The sequence below is a fragment of the Blastococcus sp. TF02-8 genome (genome assembly GCF_003319175.1).
GTDB lineage: Bacteria > Actinomycetota > Actinomycetes > Mycobacteriales > Geodermatophilaceae > Blastococcus.
This window is the reverse complement of sequence record NZ_QOHK01000004.1, coordinates 278,647-296,624: the sequence shown is the minus strand read 5'-3', so window position 1 is coordinate 296,624 and position 17,978 is coordinate 278,647. Positions and strand designations below refer to the sequence as shown.

Annotated in this window: 16 protein-coding genes and 1 tRNA gene; 15 read left to right on the top strand and 2 right to left on the bottom strand. The window is 72.7% G+C overall.

Going from position 1 to position 17,978, the window contains the following annotated elements:
• Nucleotides 1–48 precede the first annotated feature (48 nt).
• The 12 genes from DQ237_RS10635 to DQ237_RS19715 all read left to right on the top strand — a co-directional run bounded on the left by DQ237_RS10635 (nt 49) and on the right by DQ237_RS19715 (nt 11,808).
• Complete coding sequence (locus tag DQ237_RS10635) at nt 49–1,404, top strand: 3-oxoacyl-ACP reductase (RefSeq protein ID WP_113799919.1); 1,356 nt, start codon at nt 49–51, stop codon at nt 1,402–1,404.
• Nucleotide 1,405: 1 nt separating this feature from the next.
• Nucleotides 1,406–2,263, top strand: a complete 858-nt coding sequence (locus DQ237_RS10630; protein WP_113799917.1) for a MaoC/PaaZ C-terminal domain-containing protein — start codon at nt 1,406–1,408, stop codon at nt 2,261–2,263.
• 14 nt (nt 2,264–2,277) lie between these two features.
• Nucleotides 2,278–3,123: a hypothetical protein gene (locus DQ237_RS10625; protein ID WP_113799915.1), complete on the top strand. Its 846-nt coding sequence runs from the start codon at nt 2,278–2,280 to the stop codon at nt 3,121–3,123.
• 87 nt (nt 3,124–3,210) lie between these two features.
• On the top strand, nt 3,211–4,425 hold the full coding sequence (locus tag DQ237_RS10620) for an acyl-CoA dehydrogenase family protein (RefSeq protein WP_113799913.1): 1,215 nt from the start codon (nt 3,211–3,213) through the stop codon (nt 4,423–4,425).
• A gap of 127 nt (nt 4,426–4,552) precedes the next feature.
• Nucleotides 4,553–5,344: a class E sortase gene (locus tag DQ237_RS10615; RefSeq protein ID WP_113799911.1), complete on the top strand. Its 792-nt coding sequence runs from the start codon at nt 4,553–4,555 to the stop codon at nt 5,342–5,344.
• 9 nt (nt 5,345–5,353) lie between these two features.
• A complete protein-coding gene (locus DQ237_RS19720) occupies nt 5,354–5,509 on the top strand; it encodes a hypothetical protein (RefSeq protein ID WP_166509572.1) in 156 nt (51 codons plus the stop codon).
• 139 nt (nt 5,510–5,648) lie between these two features.
• Nucleotides 5,649–7,169 carry an ABC transporter substrate-binding protein gene (locus DQ237_RS10610; RefSeq protein WP_113799909.1) on the top strand — a complete coding sequence of 507 codons (1,521 nt, stop codon included), beginning with the start codon at nt 5,649–5,651 and terminating at the stop codon, nt 7,167–7,169.
• Nucleotides 7,166–8,107, top strand: a complete 942-nt coding sequence (locus DQ237_RS10605) for an ABC transporter permease (protein ID WP_113800113.1) — start codon at nt 7,166–7,168, stop codon at nt 8,105–8,107. The genes DQ237_RS10610 and DQ237_RS10605 overlap by 4 nt, the downstream gene beginning before the upstream one ends.
• Nucleotides 8,104–9,000 (top strand): ABC transporter permease, encoded by an 897-nt coding sequence (locus DQ237_RS10600; protein WP_113799907.1) that lies wholly within the window; start codon nt 8,104–8,106, stop codon nt 8,998–9,000. Before DQ237_RS10605 ends, DQ237_RS10600 begins: the two co-directional genes overlap by 4 nt.
• Nucleotides 8,997–10,004 carry an ABC transporter ATP-binding protein gene (locus DQ237_RS10595; protein ID WP_113799905.1) on the top strand — a complete coding sequence of 336 codons (1,008 nt, stop codon included), beginning with the start codon at nt 8,997–8,999 and terminating at the stop codon, nt 10,002–10,004. Before DQ237_RS10600 ends, DQ237_RS10595 begins: the two co-directional genes overlap by 4 nt.
• Nucleotides 10,001–11,020 (top strand): ABC transporter ATP-binding protein, encoded by a 1,020-nt coding sequence (locus DQ237_RS10590; RefSeq protein ID WP_113799903.1) that lies wholly within the window; start codon nt 10,001–10,003, stop codon nt 11,018–11,020. Before DQ237_RS10595 ends, DQ237_RS10590 begins: the two co-directional genes overlap by 4 nt.
• 20 nt (nt 11,021–11,040) lie before the next feature.
• A complete protein-coding gene (locus DQ237_RS19715) occupies nt 11,041–11,808 on the top strand; it encodes a hypothetical protein (protein ID WP_166509571.1) in 768 nt (255 codons plus the stop codon).
• Nucleotides 11,809–11,817: 9 nt separating this feature from the next.
• Here the strand turns inward: DQ237_RS19715 and DQ237_RS10580 are convergent, their stop codons facing one another.
• Entirely contained in the window at nt 11,818–13,041 is a 1,224-nt protein-coding gene (locus DQ237_RS10580; RefSeq protein ID WP_113800111.1) for an MFS transporter, read from the bottom strand.
• A 167-nt stretch (nt 13,042–13,208) separates the two neighbouring features.
• Between DQ237_RS10580 and DQ237_RS10575 the strand changes: the two genes are divergently transcribed.
• Nucleotides 13,209–13,296, top strand: a tRNA-Ser gene (locus DQ237_RS10575).
• A 251-nt stretch (nt 13,297–13,547) separates the two neighbouring features.
• Nucleotides 13,548–15,812 (top strand): immune inhibitor A domain-containing protein, encoded by a 2,265-nt coding sequence (locus DQ237_RS10570; RefSeq protein WP_113799901.1) that lies wholly within the window; start codon nt 13,548–13,550, stop codon nt 15,810–15,812.
• 66 nt (nt 15,813–15,878) lie between these two features.
• Here DQ237_RS10570 and DQ237_RS10565 read toward each other — a convergent pair whose 3' ends face one another.
• Nucleotides 15,879–16,766: a PH domain-containing protein gene (locus DQ237_RS10565; protein ID WP_166509570.1), complete on the bottom strand. Its 888-nt coding sequence runs from the start codon at nt 16,764–16,766 to the stop codon at nt 15,879–15,881.
• 386 nt (nt 16,767–17,152) lie between these two features.
• On the opposite strand from DQ237_RS10565, the gene DQ237_RS10560 reads away from it, so the two are divergent.
• Nucleotides 17,153–17,977 (top strand): hypothetical protein, encoded by an 825-nt coding sequence (locus DQ237_RS10560; RefSeq protein ID WP_369832214.1) that lies wholly within the window; start codon nt 17,153–17,155, stop codon nt 17,975–17,977.
• Nucleotide 17,978: the final 1 nt, after the last annotated feature.

The window sequence follows — 17,978 nt, the reverse complement described above, 5'->3', positions numbered from 1 at the left end:
GGGGCACTCAGTGCACGAAACGCCCACCTCGGAAGGAAGAGACCTCCAGTGGCTGACTGGTACACGAACTTCGCGAACTCCGGCTTCGGCACCACGCTCACCAAGCAGCTGGGCCTCCCGCGCCCGGCGGTGCTGCGCCGCTACGAGCCCGGGGAGCCCCTCCTCCCGGGCCCGGTGATCATCGGCTCGGCCGGGCAGGGGCGGCTGCGCGACACCGTGGCCGCGGTCCTCCGCGACGCCGACGTGACCGTGCTGTCGCCGGTGGCCGCCGACGGCTCGAACGACGGCGAGAAGCTCGGCGCCGTCGTCCTCGACGCCACCGGCCTGACCACGCCGGCCGACCTGGCCAGCGCGCACGACTTCCTCGCCCCGGCGATCAAGCGGCTGCGCCCGAGCGGCCGGGTGCTGATCCTGGCCGACCCGCCGCAGGACGCCGACTCCCCGGCCCAGGCCGCCGCGCGCCAGGCCATCGACGGCCTGGTCCGCTCGATCGGCAAGGAGCTCCTCAACGGCTCGACGGCCAACGCGGTCTACGTGCCCGAGGGGGCCGAGGCCTCGGTCGCCAGCCCCCTGAAGTTCTTCCTCTCCGGCCGCTCGGCCTACGTCGACGGCCAGCTGCTCGCGGTCTCCCCGGCCGACGTGCCCACCGGCGAGGACGCCGCGAAGCCGCTGGCCGGCAAGGTCGCGGTCGTCACCGGCGCCGCGCGCGGCATCGGCGCGGCCATCGCCAAGGTCATGGCGCGGGACGGCGCCCACGTCGTCGCCGTGGACATCCCGGCCGCGGGGGAGAGCCTGGCGACGGTGGCGAACGAGATCGGCGGGACGGCGTTCCAGCTCGACATCACCGCCTCCGACGCGCCGCAGCGGCTCATCGAGCACCTCCGCGAGCGGCACGGCGGCGTCGACGTCATCGTGCACAACGCCGGGATCACCCGCGACAAGCTGCTGGTGAACATGGACGCCGCCCGCTGGAACTCGGTCATGGCCGTGAACCTCCAGGCGCAGCTGGACATCACGCAGGCCCTGCTCGACGACGGCGAGGTGCTGAAGCCGGGCGCCCGCGTCGTCTGCGTCTCCTCGCAGTCGGGCATCGCCGGCAACCGCGGGCAGACCAACTACGCGGCGTCCAAGGCCGGTGTCATCGGCATGGTCCGTGCGTGGGCCCCGCAGTTCGCCGAGCGGAACGCGACCATCAACGCCGTCGCGCCGGGCTTCATCGTCACCGAGATGACGGCGAAGATGCCCATCGGCACCCGCGAGGTCGGCTCCCGGATCAACTCGCTGCAGCAGGGCGGTCTGCCGGTCGACGTCGCCGAGACGATCGCCTGGCTCTCGCAGCCGGGCAGCGCGGGCGTGAACGGCCAGACCGTGCGGGTCTGCGGCCAGTCCATGCTGGGCGCCTGACATGACCCGGACCGTGCTCGACGCTCCGCCGAACATGGCGGCGCTTTTCGCCAAGGCCGCGCTCACCGCGCGCGGCCGCGGCGGGGACCTGCCCGACACCCACCTGGCCCGCACCGGCGTCACCGTGGACCCGGCGAACCTGGCCGAGTACGCCCGGGTCTGCCGGTTCCCGCTGGCGGACGCGGTGCCGGCGACCTACCCGCACATGCTCACCTTCCCGCTGCAGATGGCGCTGATGAGCGACCGCGCGTTCCCGCTGGCCCTGCCCGGGCTGGTGCACGTGCGCAACCGCATCGACGTCGTCCGGCCGGTCGCGGCGAGCGAGACCCTCGACCTGGAGGTCTGGGCGGAGCGGTTCGCCGCCCACCCCAGCGGCGCCACGGTCGACCTGTGCGCCTCGGTGCGCGCCGGCGGTGACGAGGTCTGGCGGGGGCGCTCGACGTACCTGGCCCGCGGCGCGAAGGCGCCGGACGGCGCGCCGGAGTCCGACGTCACCGTGTCCGTCGGCGACCTGGAGCGGTCGGTCGCCACCTGGCGGATCCCGGACGACGCCGGCCGCCGGTACGCCGCGGTCTCCGGCGACGTGAACCCGATCCACCTGTCGGGGCTGACGGCGAAGGCGTTCGGCTTCAAGCGGGCGATCGCGCACGGCATGTGGGTCAAGGCGCGGGTGCTGGCGGCGCTGGCGAACCGGCTGCCGGACGCGTTCACGGTGGACGTCGGCTTCCGCAAGCCGCTGTTCCTCCCCTCGACGGTCACTCTCGCCACGGCGCAGGCCGAGGGCGGGTGGGACGTCGCCGTCCGCAACCAGAAGAGCGGCACCGAGCACCTGGTCGGAACCATCCGCCCGCTGTCCTGACCGGCGCCCGGCTCGTGGGCGACCTGGGTGTGCTGGTGGCGGTGGCGGCATTCGTCGTCACCGTCCTGCAGTGGCGGGCGGCGCGCGTGGAGTCGCGCAACGGGGAGGTGCAGCTCCTCCGGGGGCTGTCGGACTCGTGGCGTGCGCTCGGGGTGGACTGGCGCCGCGCCATCGGCATCGCACGGGGTGCCGGCAGCTACTACAACCAGATGGCCTGGGCGGAGCAGTCCTCTTACCTGGCCCTGAAGCGACGGGTCGGGGTCTCGTTCTTCCTGCCCGACGAGACCCCGTGGCCCGAGGCGTCGTTCGCCGTTCGCCCCGAGGACGAGCGGCGGGTGGCGGGGATGACCGACGACGAGGCGCGCCACGAGCTCAACGTGCTCGCCGACGCGGTTCCTCGTGTCGTGCACTTCCTGGCGGAGCTGTCGGCCACGGTTCTCAGCGGCCGGGTCGGTCCCGACGTCGTGTACTACGCCTTCGGGTCGCAGCTCCTGAACGCGGCCAGCTCCATCCGCGTGATCAGCCGGGTCAGTCACTACGACTACATGCTCGTGGGCTACCACGACAAGATCGTCGCCCTGCTGGACATCCTGTGGGCACAGGCCGTCGTCGTCGACGACGTCGACCCCACCGAGATGATCGCCCACAAGCGGAGCACCCGCTCCGGTGTGCGCAACAGGCGCCGGGTCCGCCGCCTGGCGCGTCGGCACGGGAACCGGCTGACAGCGACCAGGCTGGAGGTGCTGCTCTCGCGGGCAGAAGGCGCTGGCCGGTTCCGACGCGTCCTCCTGGCGGCCACGTCCCTGCTGGCGACCGCCGAGTCCCGGCACCGACGTCGGTCACCGTCCTGGGCGGTGTAGCCCGACCTCGCGATAGCCTCGCGCGCCGGCCGGCCGCGGTCCATCGTCTCTGCACAGTGCTCCATCCGTTCTGAACAGGGAGATCCCATGCCCGTCTCGTTCGACCTCACCGAGGACCAGCTCGAGCTGCAGAAGTGGATCCACGAGTTCGCCGCGAACGTCGTGCGTCCCGCGGCGAACGAGTGGGACGAGCGGGAGGAGTTCCCGTGGCCGGTGCTCCAGGAGGCCGCCAAGATCGGCCTCTACTCCCTGGACTTCTTCGCCACCCAGTGGTTCGACGAGTCCGGGCTCGGCATCCCGATCACCATGGAGGAGCTCTTCTGGGGTGACGCCGGGATCGGGCTGGCGATCGTCGGCACCACGCTGGCCGCGGCGAGCGTGCGCGCCAACGGCACCGACGAGCAGGTCGGGCAGTGGATCCCGGCGATGTTCGGCACGGAAGCCGAGCCGAAGGTCGCGGCGTTCTGCTCCAGCGAGCCCGACGCCGGGTCCGACGTCGGCGCCATGCGCACCCGCGCGGTCTACGACGAGAAGACCGACGAGTGGGTGCTCAACGGCACCAAGACCTGGGCGACCAACGGCGGCATCGCCGACATCCACGTGGTGAACGCCGTCGTCGACCCGGAGCTCAAGGCCCGCGGGCACGCCAGCTTCGTGGTCCCGCCGGGCACGAAGGGCATCAGCCAGGGCCAGAAGTTCCTCAAGCACGGCATCCGCGCCTCGCACACCGCCGAGGTCGTGCTCGAGGACTGCCGCATCCCCGGCGACTGCCTGCTCGGCGGCAAGGAGAAGCTGGAGCAGCGCCTGGCCCGGGCGCGCGAGGGGCAGAAGAGCGGCCGCACCCAGCCCTCGATGGCGACCTTCGAGCGCACCCGGCCGGCGGTCGGCGCCCAGGCGGTGGGCGTCGCCCGCGCCGCCTACGACTACGCGCTGGAGTACGCGAAGACCCGCGAGCAGTTCGGTCGCCCGATCATCGAGAACCAGGCCATCGCCTTCATGCTCGCCGACATGAAGACCTCCATCGACGCCGCCCGCCTCCTGGTGTGGCGCGCCGCGTGGATGGCGCGCAACGGCCAGCAGTTCACCGCCGCCGAGGGGTCGATGTCCAAGCTGGTCGCCGGCGAGGCCGCCGTGCGCGTCACCGAGAAGGCGATGCAGATCCTCGGCGGCAACGGCTTCACCCGCGAGTACCCGGTCGAGCGGATGGCCCGCGACGCCAAGATCTACACGATCTTCGAGGGGACGTCGGAGATCCAGCGGCTGGTCATCGCGCGCACGATCTCCGGCGTGCACGTGCGCTGAGGGGCGGGCCGCCTCCGGGTCCCGACATCGGGGGCCGGGATGCACGTTCCGGGGCTCGGCCCCACCTAGCATGCGGACGTCGGCCGGCGGGGCTCCGGATCGGCGCCGAGACGACCGGGGGAGCGGCATGACGGGCCCGGGTGGCGATGACGACTCGTACGGCCGGCTGGGCCCCCCGGCACCGCGGACCGCTGGTGACCGGGTGCGCACGGTGGTGCGCGGGCTCGGCGAGGTGCTCATCACCGGCGGGCTGGTCCTGCTGCTGTTCGTCGTCTACGAGCTCTACGTCACCGACTACCTCACCGGTCGGAAGCAGGAGGAGCTCACCCAGGAGCTGCGGGAGGAGTGGTCGCGCCCGGCGACCGCCGATCCGCAGCTGCGCCAGGTGGAGCTCGGCGACGCCTTCGGGGTGCTGCGCATCCCGCGGCTGGGGGAGGACTACGCCCGCGTGATCCTCGAGGGCACCAGCGAGACCCAGCTCTCCCAGGGCCCCGGGCACTACGTGGGGACGGCGATGCCCGGCGAGCAGGGCAACGTGGCGCTCGCCGGTCACCGGGTGGGCAAGGGCTCGCCGTTCCTCGACCTGGACGCGATGCGCCCGGGTGATCCCGTCGTCGTCGAGACCGCCGACCAGTGGTTCGTCTACCGGGTGCTCGGCGATCCGGCGACCGGCGACCTGGACGCCGATCCCAGCGGCATCGCCGGCATGGAGATCGTGCGTCCGACCGACACCGACGTCATCTCGCCGACCCCGGACCAGGCGGCCTCGGCCGCGCCCACCGGGGCGTACCTGACCCTGACCACCTGCCACCCGCGGTTCTCCGCGCGGCAGCGGTTGATCATCCATGCCCGGCTCGACGGCGGCCCGCTCTCCAAGGCCGACCTGCCCGACGGGCCGCCGGCGCTGTACGAGGGCTGAGGAGCGGACGTGTACGCGTGGATCTGGCGGCACCTGCCGGGTGGGACGGCGCTCAAGGCGCTGCAGGCGTTCCTGCTGGTCGCGGCGGTGTGCGCGCTGCTCCTGTTCGTGGTGTTCCCGTGGGTGGAGCCGCGGCTGCCGTTCAACGACGTCACCGTCGACTGACGCGCGGGGCGGCCGGTGTGACGGAACGGTCACGGCCGCGCAACGATTCGCCGGAGTTCCGGTCTCGGGTCGCGGACCTGCGCGGACGGGGCCAGGGTCGGGGGACGGACGACGTCTCCCCAGACCCAGGAGGTCCTCGGTGCGCTCGACACGACTCCTCGCCCTCGTCGCGGCCGGCACGCTCGCACTCAGCGCCTGCTCGGGTGGTGACTCCGTCGACACCGGGGGCGGGGGTGGGGGCGACGACGTCCTGGTCGCCGCGGTCAGCGCCCAGCCCGACCAGTTCGACCCGCACGTCACGAACGCCTACGCCAGCTTCCAGGTGCTGGAGAACGTCTACGACACCCTGGTGGTCCCCAACGGCGAGGACCTCACGATGGAGCCGAGCCTGGCGACGGAGTGGACGACCAGCGACGACGACCTGGAGTGGCGGTTCACCCTCCGCGACGGCGTGACGTTCCACGACGGCAGCGAGTTCGACTCCGCCGACGTCGTCTACTCCTACAGCCGGATCATCGACGAGGACCTGAGCAACTCCTACCGGTTCGCCACCGTCGACTCGGTCGAGGCCGACGGGCCGGACACCGTCGTCATCCGGGTCACCCAGCCCACCCCGAACCTGCCGGCGCTGATCGGCTCGTTCAAGGGGATGGCGATCCTCCCGGAGGGCGCCGCCGACACGTACGACCTCACCACCGAGGCGGTGGGCACCGGCCCGTTCAAGCTGGAGAAGTCCGACGCCAGCAGCACCGTGCTGACGAAGAACGACGACTACTGGGGCGACGAGCCCAGCATCGACGGCGTCGAGTTCCGCTACATCACCGAGCCGGCGGCGGCGCTGACCGCGCTGCAGAACGGCGAGGTGCAGTGGACCGACAACATCCCGCCCCAGCAGGTCGACTCCCTCGCGGACGACGACTCCGTCGAGCTGGCCACCACGCCCAGCGTCGACTACTGGTACATGAGCATGAACTTCGCCCGGCCGCCGTTCGACAACCCGCAGGTGCGCAAGGCGATCGCCACCGCCGTCGACCGGGACGCCGTCACCCAGGCCGCGAAGTTCGACGCGGCGCAGCCGAACCAGACGGCGATCCCCGAGGACAGCTTCTTCCACAGCGACTACGCACCCTTCAAGGCCGACGAGGCGGCCGCCAAGCAGCTCATCGCCGAGTCGGGGGTGCAGACGCCGATCCGGATGGGCCTGATGGTCACCGACGAGTACCCGGAGACGGTGACCGCCGCCCAGGTGATCGCCAGCGAGCTCGAGCCGATCGGCATCCAGGTGGACGTGCAGACGACGGACTTCGCCACCTGGCTGGACCGCCAGTCCCAGGGCGACTTCGACGCCTTCATGCTGGGCTGGCTGGGCAACATCGACCCGTTCGACTTCTACCACGCCCAGCACATCACCGGCGGGGCCAGCAACTACCAGAAGTACAGCAACCCGCAGGTCGACGACCTGCTCACCCGCGCCTCGACCGAGACCGACCAGGACGCCCGCAAGGACCTCTACGACCAGGCCACCAAGCTGATCGTCGACGACGTCTCCTACCTGTACCTCTACAACCCCGACGTCGTGCAGGCCTGGGCGCCCGGGCTGACCGGCTACGAGATCCGCGCGGACAAGGCGATCAACTTCGAGGGCGTGACGCTGCCCTGACCGGATACCTGCTGCGGCGGGTCGGCCAGTCGCTGGTCGTCCTCGCCGGCGTGAGCGTCATCGTGTTCGCCCTGGTGCACCTCGTGCCGGGCGATCCGGTGCGGCTCGCCCTGGGCACCCGGTTCTCGCAGGACACCTACGACGCCCTGCGCGAGCGGTCGGGGCTGGACCGGCCGCTGGTGGAGCAGTTCGTCACCTGGTTCGGCCGGGCGCTCACCGGTGACCTGGGGGTGAGCTTCCGCAGCGGCGACACCGTCTCCTCGCTGATCGGCGAGCGGCTGCCCGCCACCCTGACGCTGGCGTTCGCCTCGATCCTGGTGGCGCTGGTCATCGCCGTCCCGCTGGGCACGCTCTCGGCGCTGCGTCCCCGCTCGGTCGTCGACCGGGTGGCCACGGTGCTCAGCCAGATCGGCATCTCGGTGCCGGACTTCTGGATGGCGATCGTGCTGATCCTGGTGTTCGCGGGCACGCTGGGCTGGCTGCCCACCGGCGGGTACGTCCCGTTGACCGAGGACCCCGGCGCCTGGCTCGCCCGCCTGGTCATGCCGGCCGTCGTCACCGGCGTCGTCTCCGGCTCGGTGATCACCCGCTTCGTCCGATCCAGCGTGCTGGAGGCGCTCGGCGCCGACCACGTGCGGACGGCGCAGGCCAAGGGCCTCCCGGCCCGGCAGGTGTTCACGTGGCACGTGCTGCGCAACGCCCTGCTGCCGCTGGTCACGGTGACCGGGGTGCAGCTGGCCTACCTGCTCTCGGGGGTGGTCGTGGTGGAGATCGTGTTCTCCTGGCCGGGGCTCGGCCAGCTCGCGCTGCAGTCGGTCGAGGCCCGCGACTACCCGGTGCTGCAGGGCGCCATCCTGCTGTTCGCCGTCGTCTTCCTCGTCATCAACCTGGTCGTCGACCTGCTCTACTCCGCCATCGACCCGCGGATCCGGCGATGACGGCCCAGCCCCTGCGCCCGGCGAAGCCACGCTGGCGGGAGACGGTCGGGCTGCTGCTGCGCAACCCGACCGCGGCCGTCGCCGCCGCGCTGCTGCTGCTGATCGTGCTCGTGGCCGTCTTCGACGAGACGCTGGCGCCGACCGGCCCCAACGAAATCGACGTCGAGGCGCGGTTGCAGCCGCCCAGCGGGCAGCACCTGTTCGGCACCGACGACCTCGGCCGCGACATCCTCAGCCGGGTGGTCCTGGGCGCCGCGGTGTCCCTGCGGGTGGGGCTCCTGGCCGTCGGGATCGCGCTGGTCGTCGGCAGCGCCATCGGCCTGCTGGCCGGCTACTACGGCCGCTGGGTCGACGACGTCCTCATGCGGTTCATGGACATGCTCTTCGCCTTCCCTGCGGTGCTCCTCGCGATCGCCGTGCTGGCGGTGCGCGGCCCGGGCTCGGGCAACACGGCGCTGGCCATCGGCATCGTCTACATCCCGATCTTCGCCCGGGTCACCCGCGCGAGCGTGCTCGGCGTGCGCGAGGAGGTGTACGTGCGGGCCTCCCGGTCGGTGGGCGCCTCGGACCTCCGGATCCTCACCCGGCACGTGCTGCCCAACGCCGCGCCACCGATCATCGTGCAGGCCTCGATCAGCCTCGCCTTCGCCGTCCTGGCCGAGGCCGCGCTCTCCTTCCTCGGGCTGGGCACGCAGCCGCCGAACCCGTCGTGGGGGCTGATGCTGGCCGAGGGGCGCGGCTACCTGCAGATCGCCTGGTGGCTGGCCTTCTTCCCGGGGATGGCGATCTTCCTGACCGTGCTCTGCTTCAACCTGCTCGGCGACGGGCTGCGCGACGTGCTGGACCCGAAGCAGCGCACGCTGATGGGCGCCGCGGGCGGGGAGGACCGGTGACCGCGCCCGTGCTGGAGGTCGAGGAGCTGCGGGTGCGGCTGCGCACGCCCCGCGGTCCGGCGCACGTCGTCAACGGGCTCTCCTACACCGTGGGGCCGGGGGAGACGGTCGCCGTCGTGGGGGAGTCGGGCAGCGGGAAGTCGGTCTCCGTGCTGGCGCTGCTGGGGCTGCTCCCGCCGCGGGTCGCGACGGTGACCGGGCGGGCGCTGCTGCAGGGCGAGGACCTGCTCACCATGAGGCCCGAGCGGCTGCGCCAGGTGCGCGGCCCCGGCGCCGGCATGGTGTTCCAGGACCCGATGACCTCCCTCAACCCGGTGCTCACCATCGGCCGCCAGCTCGTCGAGGGGATCCGCGCGCACGGCGACGTCGACAAGGCCGCGGCCCGCCGTCGCGCCGCCGACCTGCTGGGCGAGGTCGGGCTGCCGGATCCGGAACGCGCCCTGGACCGGTACCCGCACGAGCTGTCCGGCGGCATGCGGCAGCGGGTGGTCATCGCGATCGCGCTGAGCAACGAGCCGGCCCTGCTCATCGCCGACGAGGCGACGACGGCGCTCGACGTGACCGTGCAGGCGCAGATCATCGACCTGGTCGAGAAGCTGCAGGCAGACCGCGGCACCGGCGTCATCTGGATCACCCACGACCTCGGCGTCGTCGCGGGCATCGCCGACCGGGTGCTGGTCATGTACGGCGGGCGCTGCGTGGAGGACGGCACCGTCGACGACGTGCTCGAGCACCCGGCCCACCCCTACACGCGCGGCCTGCTGGGGGCGCTGCCCGACCTGGCCCGGCCGGGGCCGGACGGCGTCGTCCCCGACCTGGCCACCGTGCCCGGCACCCCGCCTCCGCCGACGGACCTGCCGGCGGGGTGCGTGTTCTGGCCGCGCTGCCCGGTGCGCGGGGACGCGCGCTGCGAGCACGAGCAGCCGCCGCTGGCCGTTCTCGGCACCGCGTCGGCGACGCTTCCGCACCGGGCGGCCACCTGGTGCACGGAGGGGAGCTCGTGAGCGACGTCCTGGTGAGCGCCCGCGGGCTCGAGGTGCACTTCCCCGGACGGCGGGGCGGCCCGGTGCTGCGCGCCGTCGACGGCGTGGACCTGGACATCCTGCGCGGCGAGACGCTCGGCCTGGTGGGGGAGTCCGGCTGCGGGAAGTCCACGCTGGGCAACGCGCTGCTCCGCCTGATCCCCTCGACCGGCGGCTCGATCTCCTTCGCCGGCACCGACGTCACGTCGCTCCGCGGGCGGGGACTGCGCGAGCTGCGCCGCCGGGCCGGGATGGTGTTCCAGGACCCGTTCGCCTCCCTCGACCCGCGGCGGACCGTCGCCCAGACGGTGAGCGAGCCGCTGGAGGTGCACGGGCTGCGGTCGGGGCGCCGGGAGCGGGCCGACCGTGTCGCCGAGCTGCTGGAGCTGGTGGGCCTGGACCCCGCCGTCGCCGGCCGCTACCCGCACGAGTTCTCCGGTGGGCAGCGCCAGCGGGTGGGCATCGCCCGCGCCCTGGCCGGCGAGCCGGACTTCCTGGTCTGCGACGAGGCGATCGCCTCGCTCGACGTCAGCGTGCAGGCGCAGGTGCTCAACCTGCTGCGCCGGCTGCAGCGGCAGCTCGGGCTCACGCTGCTGTTCATCTCGCACGATCTCTCCGCCGTCCGGCACATCTCCGACCGGATCGCGGTGATGTACCTGGGTCGGGTCGTGGAGATCGGCCCGGCCGCCGCGGTGGGCACCGACCCGCAGATGCCCTACACGCAGGCACTGCTCTCGGCCGTGCCAGTGCCGCACCCCGCGCTGGAGCGGCAGCGGAAACGGATCGTGCTGCGCGGCGACGTCCCCTCGCCGTCCGCCGTGCCGTCCGGCTGCCGGTTCCGCACCCGCTGCCCCTACGTGTTCGAGCCCTGTGACGACGTCGACCCGGCGCTGCAGCCGGTGGGGGCGCCCGGTCAGCTCGCGGCGTGCCATCTGCACGGTGTCGTGGGCACCCCGGCGACCGCTCCGGAGGGCGTCACGCCGGTGCGGAACGGGTGACCGCCACCTAGAGTCGGCGCATGGCGGCGGGCGTGGGCGGCGAGCTCACCCCCGAGCAGCGCCGCGCGATCGAGCGCCTGCAGCGGGATCCGGCCCTCCGCGCCGCGCTGCAGCGGGCCGCGGAGGTCGCGGCCACCGTCCCCCCGGGAGCGCTGGAGAACCTGGCGTCGGGCCTGGAGGTCTTCCGCCGCCGGCAGAGGGACATCGCGGCACTGGCTGCGCCCGCCCTCCGGACCATCCTCCAGCAGGTCCAGCTCGCCCAGCCCGCGCTGGAGCAGATCGCGCGGGCGCAGCAGGAAGCGGCGGAACGGCTCCGGGTCGCCGTGCTCGCCTACGCCGACATCCACGCCGCCATGGCCCGTGCGGTGGGCACCGTCGACTTCGCGACCGCGCTGGGCAGGATCGCCGAAGCCGTGTCGGTGCCGATGCCGGTCCCCACCGAGGACGGGTTGACCCAGGTCGCGGACCTCATCGAGCGTGGCGACGTCGACGAGGAGACGCTGGTCGAGGCGGAGCGGGGGCTCGCCGGTCAGGAGGAGCTGACCGAGGCCATCGACGCGGCGGCCGGCGCCCTGGCGGAGAGCCGCCCGTTCCTCTCCCGGGACCGGGCCCGGCAGATCGTCGTCTTCTGGGTCTGGCTGATGTACGGCACCGCTCTCTGGGCCGTGGCCGCGCTCACCGACCCGGTCGTGGCGGCCGTTCCCGGCGCGATCGGGCTGCCGTCCGCACCGGCGGCGGCGAAGAGGGCCGGTGAGATCCTCGTGCCGAGGAGGGACGACCCGCAGTAGCGGGCCGGGTCAGACGCGCGGGCCGACGAGTCGCGGTCGAGCGGCGGCGAGCCCGGCGACCAGCTGCACCGCCACCACGACCAGCAGGAGCACGAGCCCGGGCTCCCAGCCATCGGTCGCCTCGTGCAGCAGACCGACGCCGAGCGGGCCGGCCGCCGCCAGGAGGTAGCCGACGCTCTGCGCCGAGGCCGACAGCCGGCCGGTCTGGGCGACGTCGCGGGTGCGCTGCAGGATCAGCGTCATCGCCAGCGGGAACGAGACGCCGGTGCCGAACCCGTAGAGCAGCGCCCAGAGCAGCGGTGCGGCGCCGGGGGCGACCAGCAGGCCGGTGACCCCGGCGAGGACGGGCACGGTGCCGACGAGGATCCAGCCGGTCTGACCCGGACGGCGGGCGGCCAGTGGTGGGACGACGAGCGACGCGGGCAGTCCCAGCGCGGCGGCGAGCGCCAGGATCCCGCCGGCCGCGACGGGGGAGGTGCCGGCCCGGGCTTCGAGGATGTCGGCCAGCCAGGTGAGCATCGCGTAGAAGGCGAGCGACTGGAGGCCGAAGAAGAGGGTGACGGCGAGCGCCACGCGGTCCCGGAGCACGGCGCTGCGTGCGCCCACGGGCGCGGCCGCCGGGCGCGGCACGCCCCGCCGGGCCCGGGCCAGGGCGGCCACGGCCACCAGCGCGACCGCGACGAGCACGCCCCACAGCAGCAGCCCGGTGACCGCGCTCCCCGCGGCGTCGGCCAGCGGCTGGGCGAGCCCCGCGCCGATGCTCGCCGAGGCGGCCATCGAGGCGGTGACCAGCCCGAGGACGGCGGCGCTGCGGGCGCCGTACTCCGCGCGGGCGGCGGCGGGCAGCAGCACGTTCGCGATCGCGATGCCGCCGGTGAGCAGCACCGTGCCGATGTAGAGCCCCGGCACGCCGGCCAGCCGCACGAGGACGCCGACGCCGAGGACGGCGACGCCGAGCAGAACGGCCCGGTGCACGCCCAACCGCGTGGCCAGCGCCGGCGCGAAGGGCGAGACCAGGCCGAAGCAGACCAGCGGGAGCGCGGTGACGACGGCGAGCGCGCCGGTGGAGAGGGAGAGCTCCTCGCCCAGCTCGCCGAGCAGCGGCCCGACGGCGGCGAACGGCGCGCGCAGGCAGAGCGCCACCAGCACCAGGACGACGGCGGGCAGCACCAGGACCCAGCCGGTGCGGCGAGGGGTCGTGGCGTCCTCGTGCTGCGTCCCGGCCCCCGTCATGGCTCCATGCTGACCGGTGCCGCGGGGGGAGCCGACGGCGGGGCCGGTGATCACCACGGGCTGGGCGGGGTCTCGACGGCACCCGAGGCCCCGGTGCGCCCGGGGTGATCACGCTCGCACCGGCCCGCGTGGCGCCGCCCGGAGCAGCCACTAGCCTGGTGCCGCCAGGAGGGCTCGCCTAGTGGCCGATGGCGGCGGTCTTGAAAACCGCTAAGAGGTAACCCCTCTTCGTGGGTTCGAATCCCACGCCCTCCGCATCCGGTCCCACTGTCTGGGATGCCGCTGAAGATTTTCTGTGCGCTTCCCACCTGTTTCGCGGGGGTAAAGACCCAGGTCATCGGCCGGGTTGTCGCCCGAGAGTCGGTTTCCCTCTGTGACCGATCGGTATCGATATGTAGACACGGGTTGTGGCGCTCACCTAACGTCCGCGGCGGCCGATCGCGAGGGCCTCCGATGACCCCCCATCGGACGGCTGGTCGGCCATCCTCTGACCCAGGAGAACGTCCTTGAAGAGAGCTCTGGCCGTCGTCGCCGGCGCCGCCGTGGTCATGGCGGTCCCCGTGACGGCTTCCGCCGCGCCCCCTGCCGAGAACAACCCCGCTCCGCAGCGCGCCCACGACCTGCCCAACCCGCTCGGCGACAAGCAGCGCGAGCTGCGCCAGGCCGCCCTCGAGCAGGTGCTCAACGGCCAGGCGACGCCGACCGGCGAGAACAAGGTCGTGCAGGTCGCCAAGGGCCAGTACGTCGAGCTGGCCCAGGAGGACAGCGACGCGATCTGGACCGTGCTGGGCGAGTTCAGCGACGTCAAGCACAACAAGATCCCCGAGCCGAACCGCGCGGTGGACAACAGCACCATCTGGGCCAAGGACTTCTCCCAGGTCCACTACGCCAAGATGCTGACCGACACCACCGAGGGCATCATCTCGGTCCCGAACTTCTACGAGGAGCTCTCCTCGGGTCGGTACACCGTCACCGGGCAGGTCGAGGACTGGGTGAGCGTTCCCGGCACCGGCGCCTCCTACGGCGACAACAACACCATCGGCGACCGCGGTGCGTGGAACTTCGTCAACGACACCCTGTCCGCCTGGTACGACAAGCAGGTCAAGGCCGGCAAGACCACCGCCGAGATCGACGCCTACCTCTCCCAGTTCGACAAGTGGGACCGGTACGACTTCGACGGCGACGCCAACTTCGACGAGGCCGACGGCTACATCGACCACTTCCAGGCCGTGCACGCCGGCGAGGGCGAGGAGACCGGCGGCGGCACGCTCGGCCAGGCCGCCATCTGGTCGCACCGCTGGTACAACCAGACCAACCGCGTCGGCACCGCCGGCCCGACGGTCGACGGCAAGGCCAACAAGTACGGCGGCCAGCGCATCGGCCAGTCGAAGTACTGGGTCGGCGACTACACCGTCGAGCCCGAGAACGGCGGCGTCGGCGTCTTCGCCCACGAGTTCGGTCACGACCTGGGCCTGCCGGACCTCTACGACACCTCCGGCAACAGCGGCGGTGCCGAGAACAGCACCGGCTTCTGGAGCCTCATGAGCTCCGGCTCCTACGGCAACACCGGCCGTCCCGAGGACGGCATCGGCACCAAGCCGATGCACATGGGCGCCTGGGAGAAGCTGCAGCTGGGCTGGCTGAACTACGAGGTCGTCGCCCCGGGTGCCAAGAAGAGCACCAAGGTCGGCCCCTCCACCGCCAACACCAAGCAGGCGCAGGCCGTCATCTCCCTCCTGCCCCCCAAGGTCGTGCAGATCGACCTGGGCAAGCCGGCCGAGGGCACGGACTTCTGGTACTCGGGCAAGGGTGACAACCTGGACAACTCGATGCTCACCGCCAAGCCGGCCAACGCTCGGACGCTGACCGCGCAGGTGCGCTACGACATCGAGAAGGACTGGGACTACGCGGCCGCGGTCTACAGCACCGACGGTGGCAAGACCTTCGTCTCGATCCCGACGAACCTCTCCACGACGACCGACCCGAACGGTCAGAACATCGGGCAGGGCATCACCGGTGCCAAGGCCACCTGGACGGCGCTGACGGCGGACCTCAGCAAGGTCCCGGCCGGCGCTCTGGTCGGCTTCCGGTACTGGACCGACGGCGCGGAGGTGCACACCGGCTTCCAGGTCGACGACGTGCGGATCGACGGCACCCCGGTGACCAGCTGGACGCTGAAGGGCTTCACCACCAACACCGGTTCCACCACCGAGTCGTACTTCAACGCCTACATCGCCGAGTACCGCCAGTACCGCGGCTACGACGCGACGCTGCAGACCGGGCCGTACAACTTCGGTGACCCGTCGCGTCCCGACTGGGCCGAGCGCCTGCCCTACCAGGACGGCCTGCTCGTCACCTACTGGAACGAGCAGTACGGCGACAACAACGTCGGCACGCACCCCGGCGGCGGTCTGATCCTGCCGGTCGACGCCCACCCGGGCCTGCTCTTCGAGCCCACCAACGACACGACGGGCGACGACCAGAAGAAGGGCTACGCCTGGCGGGCGCGGGTCCAGTCCTACGACTCCACCTTCGGGCTGGAGCCGACGGACACGATCACGCTGCACGACCCGGAGAGCGGCAAGGCCGGCACCTACGGCGGCCTGCCTGCCGTGCCGACCTTCGACGACACCAAGCCGTGGTACGTGCCGGCGGGGACGAACCCGCTGGTCACCGGCTGGTCGGGGGTCGACGTGCCGAAGACCGGCACGAAGATCCGCGTCGTGAGCACCAGCGCTCAGGGCGGCTTCATGCAGATCCAGGTCAACTGACCCGGTAGCGCACCGGCGGAGGCCCGGTCCCCCTCGGGGGACCGGGCCTCCGTCGTCCGGCGGGCATCAGCCCAGGACTTTCGCCTTCTGGGCGGCGAACTCCTCCTCGGTGAGGATCCCCGCGTCGCGCAGCTCACCCAGCTTGCGCAGCTGCTCGACCAGGTCGGGCTGCGGGGCCGGGGTCGGCGGGGGAGCGGCGGGTGCGCCGAACGCCGCCCCGGCCATGCCCGGGTTGACGTGCAGGTACTGGGACTGCCGTTCGACGGTCTTCTTCTGCCGCGCCTCGCTGATCAGCGGCGACAGCAGGTCCACCACCGCGTAGGGCGACTCGATGTTGTCCAGCACGACCTGGCCGGTCGTCGTCCCCTCGACGTTGCCGCTCAGGTTGAACATGTCGGTGGTCGCCGCGTAGGAGGCGTCCTCGAGGGTGAGGACGACGTCGCCGACGTCGTTGCCCCGCTGCCAGACGGCCTGGCGGACGTCGATGTCCTTCACCGCCCACAGCGGCACGCTCTCGGTGCGCGTGCCGAGCAGCCCGCTCTCGATCCAGACCCGGTCCTTCGTGATGCGGTACCGCGCCTTGGAGATCCCCGCGGCGCTGGTCGCGGCGTTCCTGCTCTCCCCGAACCAGAGGGTGCTCGGGTCGTTGGCCCACTGCTCGGTGCGCTTGGCGTTCTGCTCGGCCAGCTTCGCCTTGCCCTGGTCGGCGAGCGCCTTGCCCTGGTCGGCCACCTGCTTGAGGCGGTCCCGCCAGCCGCCCTTGCCCGACGCCGCGGGGGCGGCTGCCGGGGGCGGTGGCGGAGGCAGGGGAGCGCCGGGCGGCGGGAGGTCCGGTGGCGGCGGGTCCTGGCCCGGCCGGCCCTGGTCGGACACGTGCTCGGTCCACGCCGAGCCGTTCCAGTAGCGCAGTTCGTGGGTCCTGCCCGGATCCGGCAGCCAGCTCGCGTCGCTCATCGGTGCGTCTCCTCCGTCGGAACCCCCCGAGCGGCGACAGGATGCCAGCGCGCGAGCCGCCGTGGGGCGGTTCGGTACGCGCCGTCGAGGGGACTGCCGATGACTGTGGAGGACACGCCGCGACATGCCGCGCGCGCCTGTCACCGACGGCGTCACCGCGGCTCCGCGGGCGCGTTTCCGCAGGTCAGCTCTCGGATTGTCGACATGACGCCGGGGTCGGGAGCGGGTCACGCACGTCACAGGTGGGCCTGCGCAACGATCCGGTGACGGGGCGGTCCGGGGTGCTCCGAAACCGGGTGGTCGGCGGCGTCGGCGGCCGTAACTTCTTCCCCACACCGCGGTACTTCCCGCCGCGGCGAGGGCACCGAGGAGTCTCCCCCGTGACCATGGGCACGTTGCTGTTGTGGCCGGCCACCGCGCTGCTGGGCTTTCTGCTGTCGACCGCGGTGGTGGTGATCCTCGGCGCCAGTTCGACCGCCCGCTACGAGTTCGAGCGGAACGGCGCACGCACGTCCGAGGCCGCGATCGCCCGCAGCATGAGCAACCACCCGGCCGGCCGTCGCGCCGCCGCGGGGGGCCCTCGGCCCAGCGCGGAGGGGCAGGGTCAGGTCGCCGTCGCCGTCCGTCCGGTGGAGGCGCCGCCGGCGCCCGCCGCGACCGCGCCGACGTGGTGGCTGGTCGGCGAGGACGCCCAGGTGCTGAGCGGGCCCTTCGACGACAAGCTCGACGCGGACTGGGCTGCGCTGGCCGCCGAGCTGCCCGCCGTCACCGTCTACGGTGCCCGGCGCGCGGACGGCACGATCGCCCCGCGCCCCTCCCCGGAGGACCGGGCCTGGCTGGCCGAGCTGGGCGACCAGCTGGACCGGCTGCCCGAGGACTGGGACGCCCTGCTGACCGACACCGACCCGCTGACCACGCTGGTCGTGGAGATCACCGCGGCCCTGGTCGAGGCGGGGCTGCCGCTGTACGACGCGAACCAGGAGACCCCGACCGGCGGCGTCTGGCTGGCGCCCGACACGGTGACCTGCGGCGTCGTGGTCAGCTGGCGCACCCACCACCGGCTCAGCGTCCAGGGGTCGCGTGGTCCGGAGGCCGACGGCGCGGTGCAGGAGCTGATGAACGGCACGATCGCCGACGTCCTGGCCCAGCTCGGCTTCGTCGTGGAGATGTTCGGCCCGGCCGGCTCCACCATGGTGACCGCCCTGCGCTGAC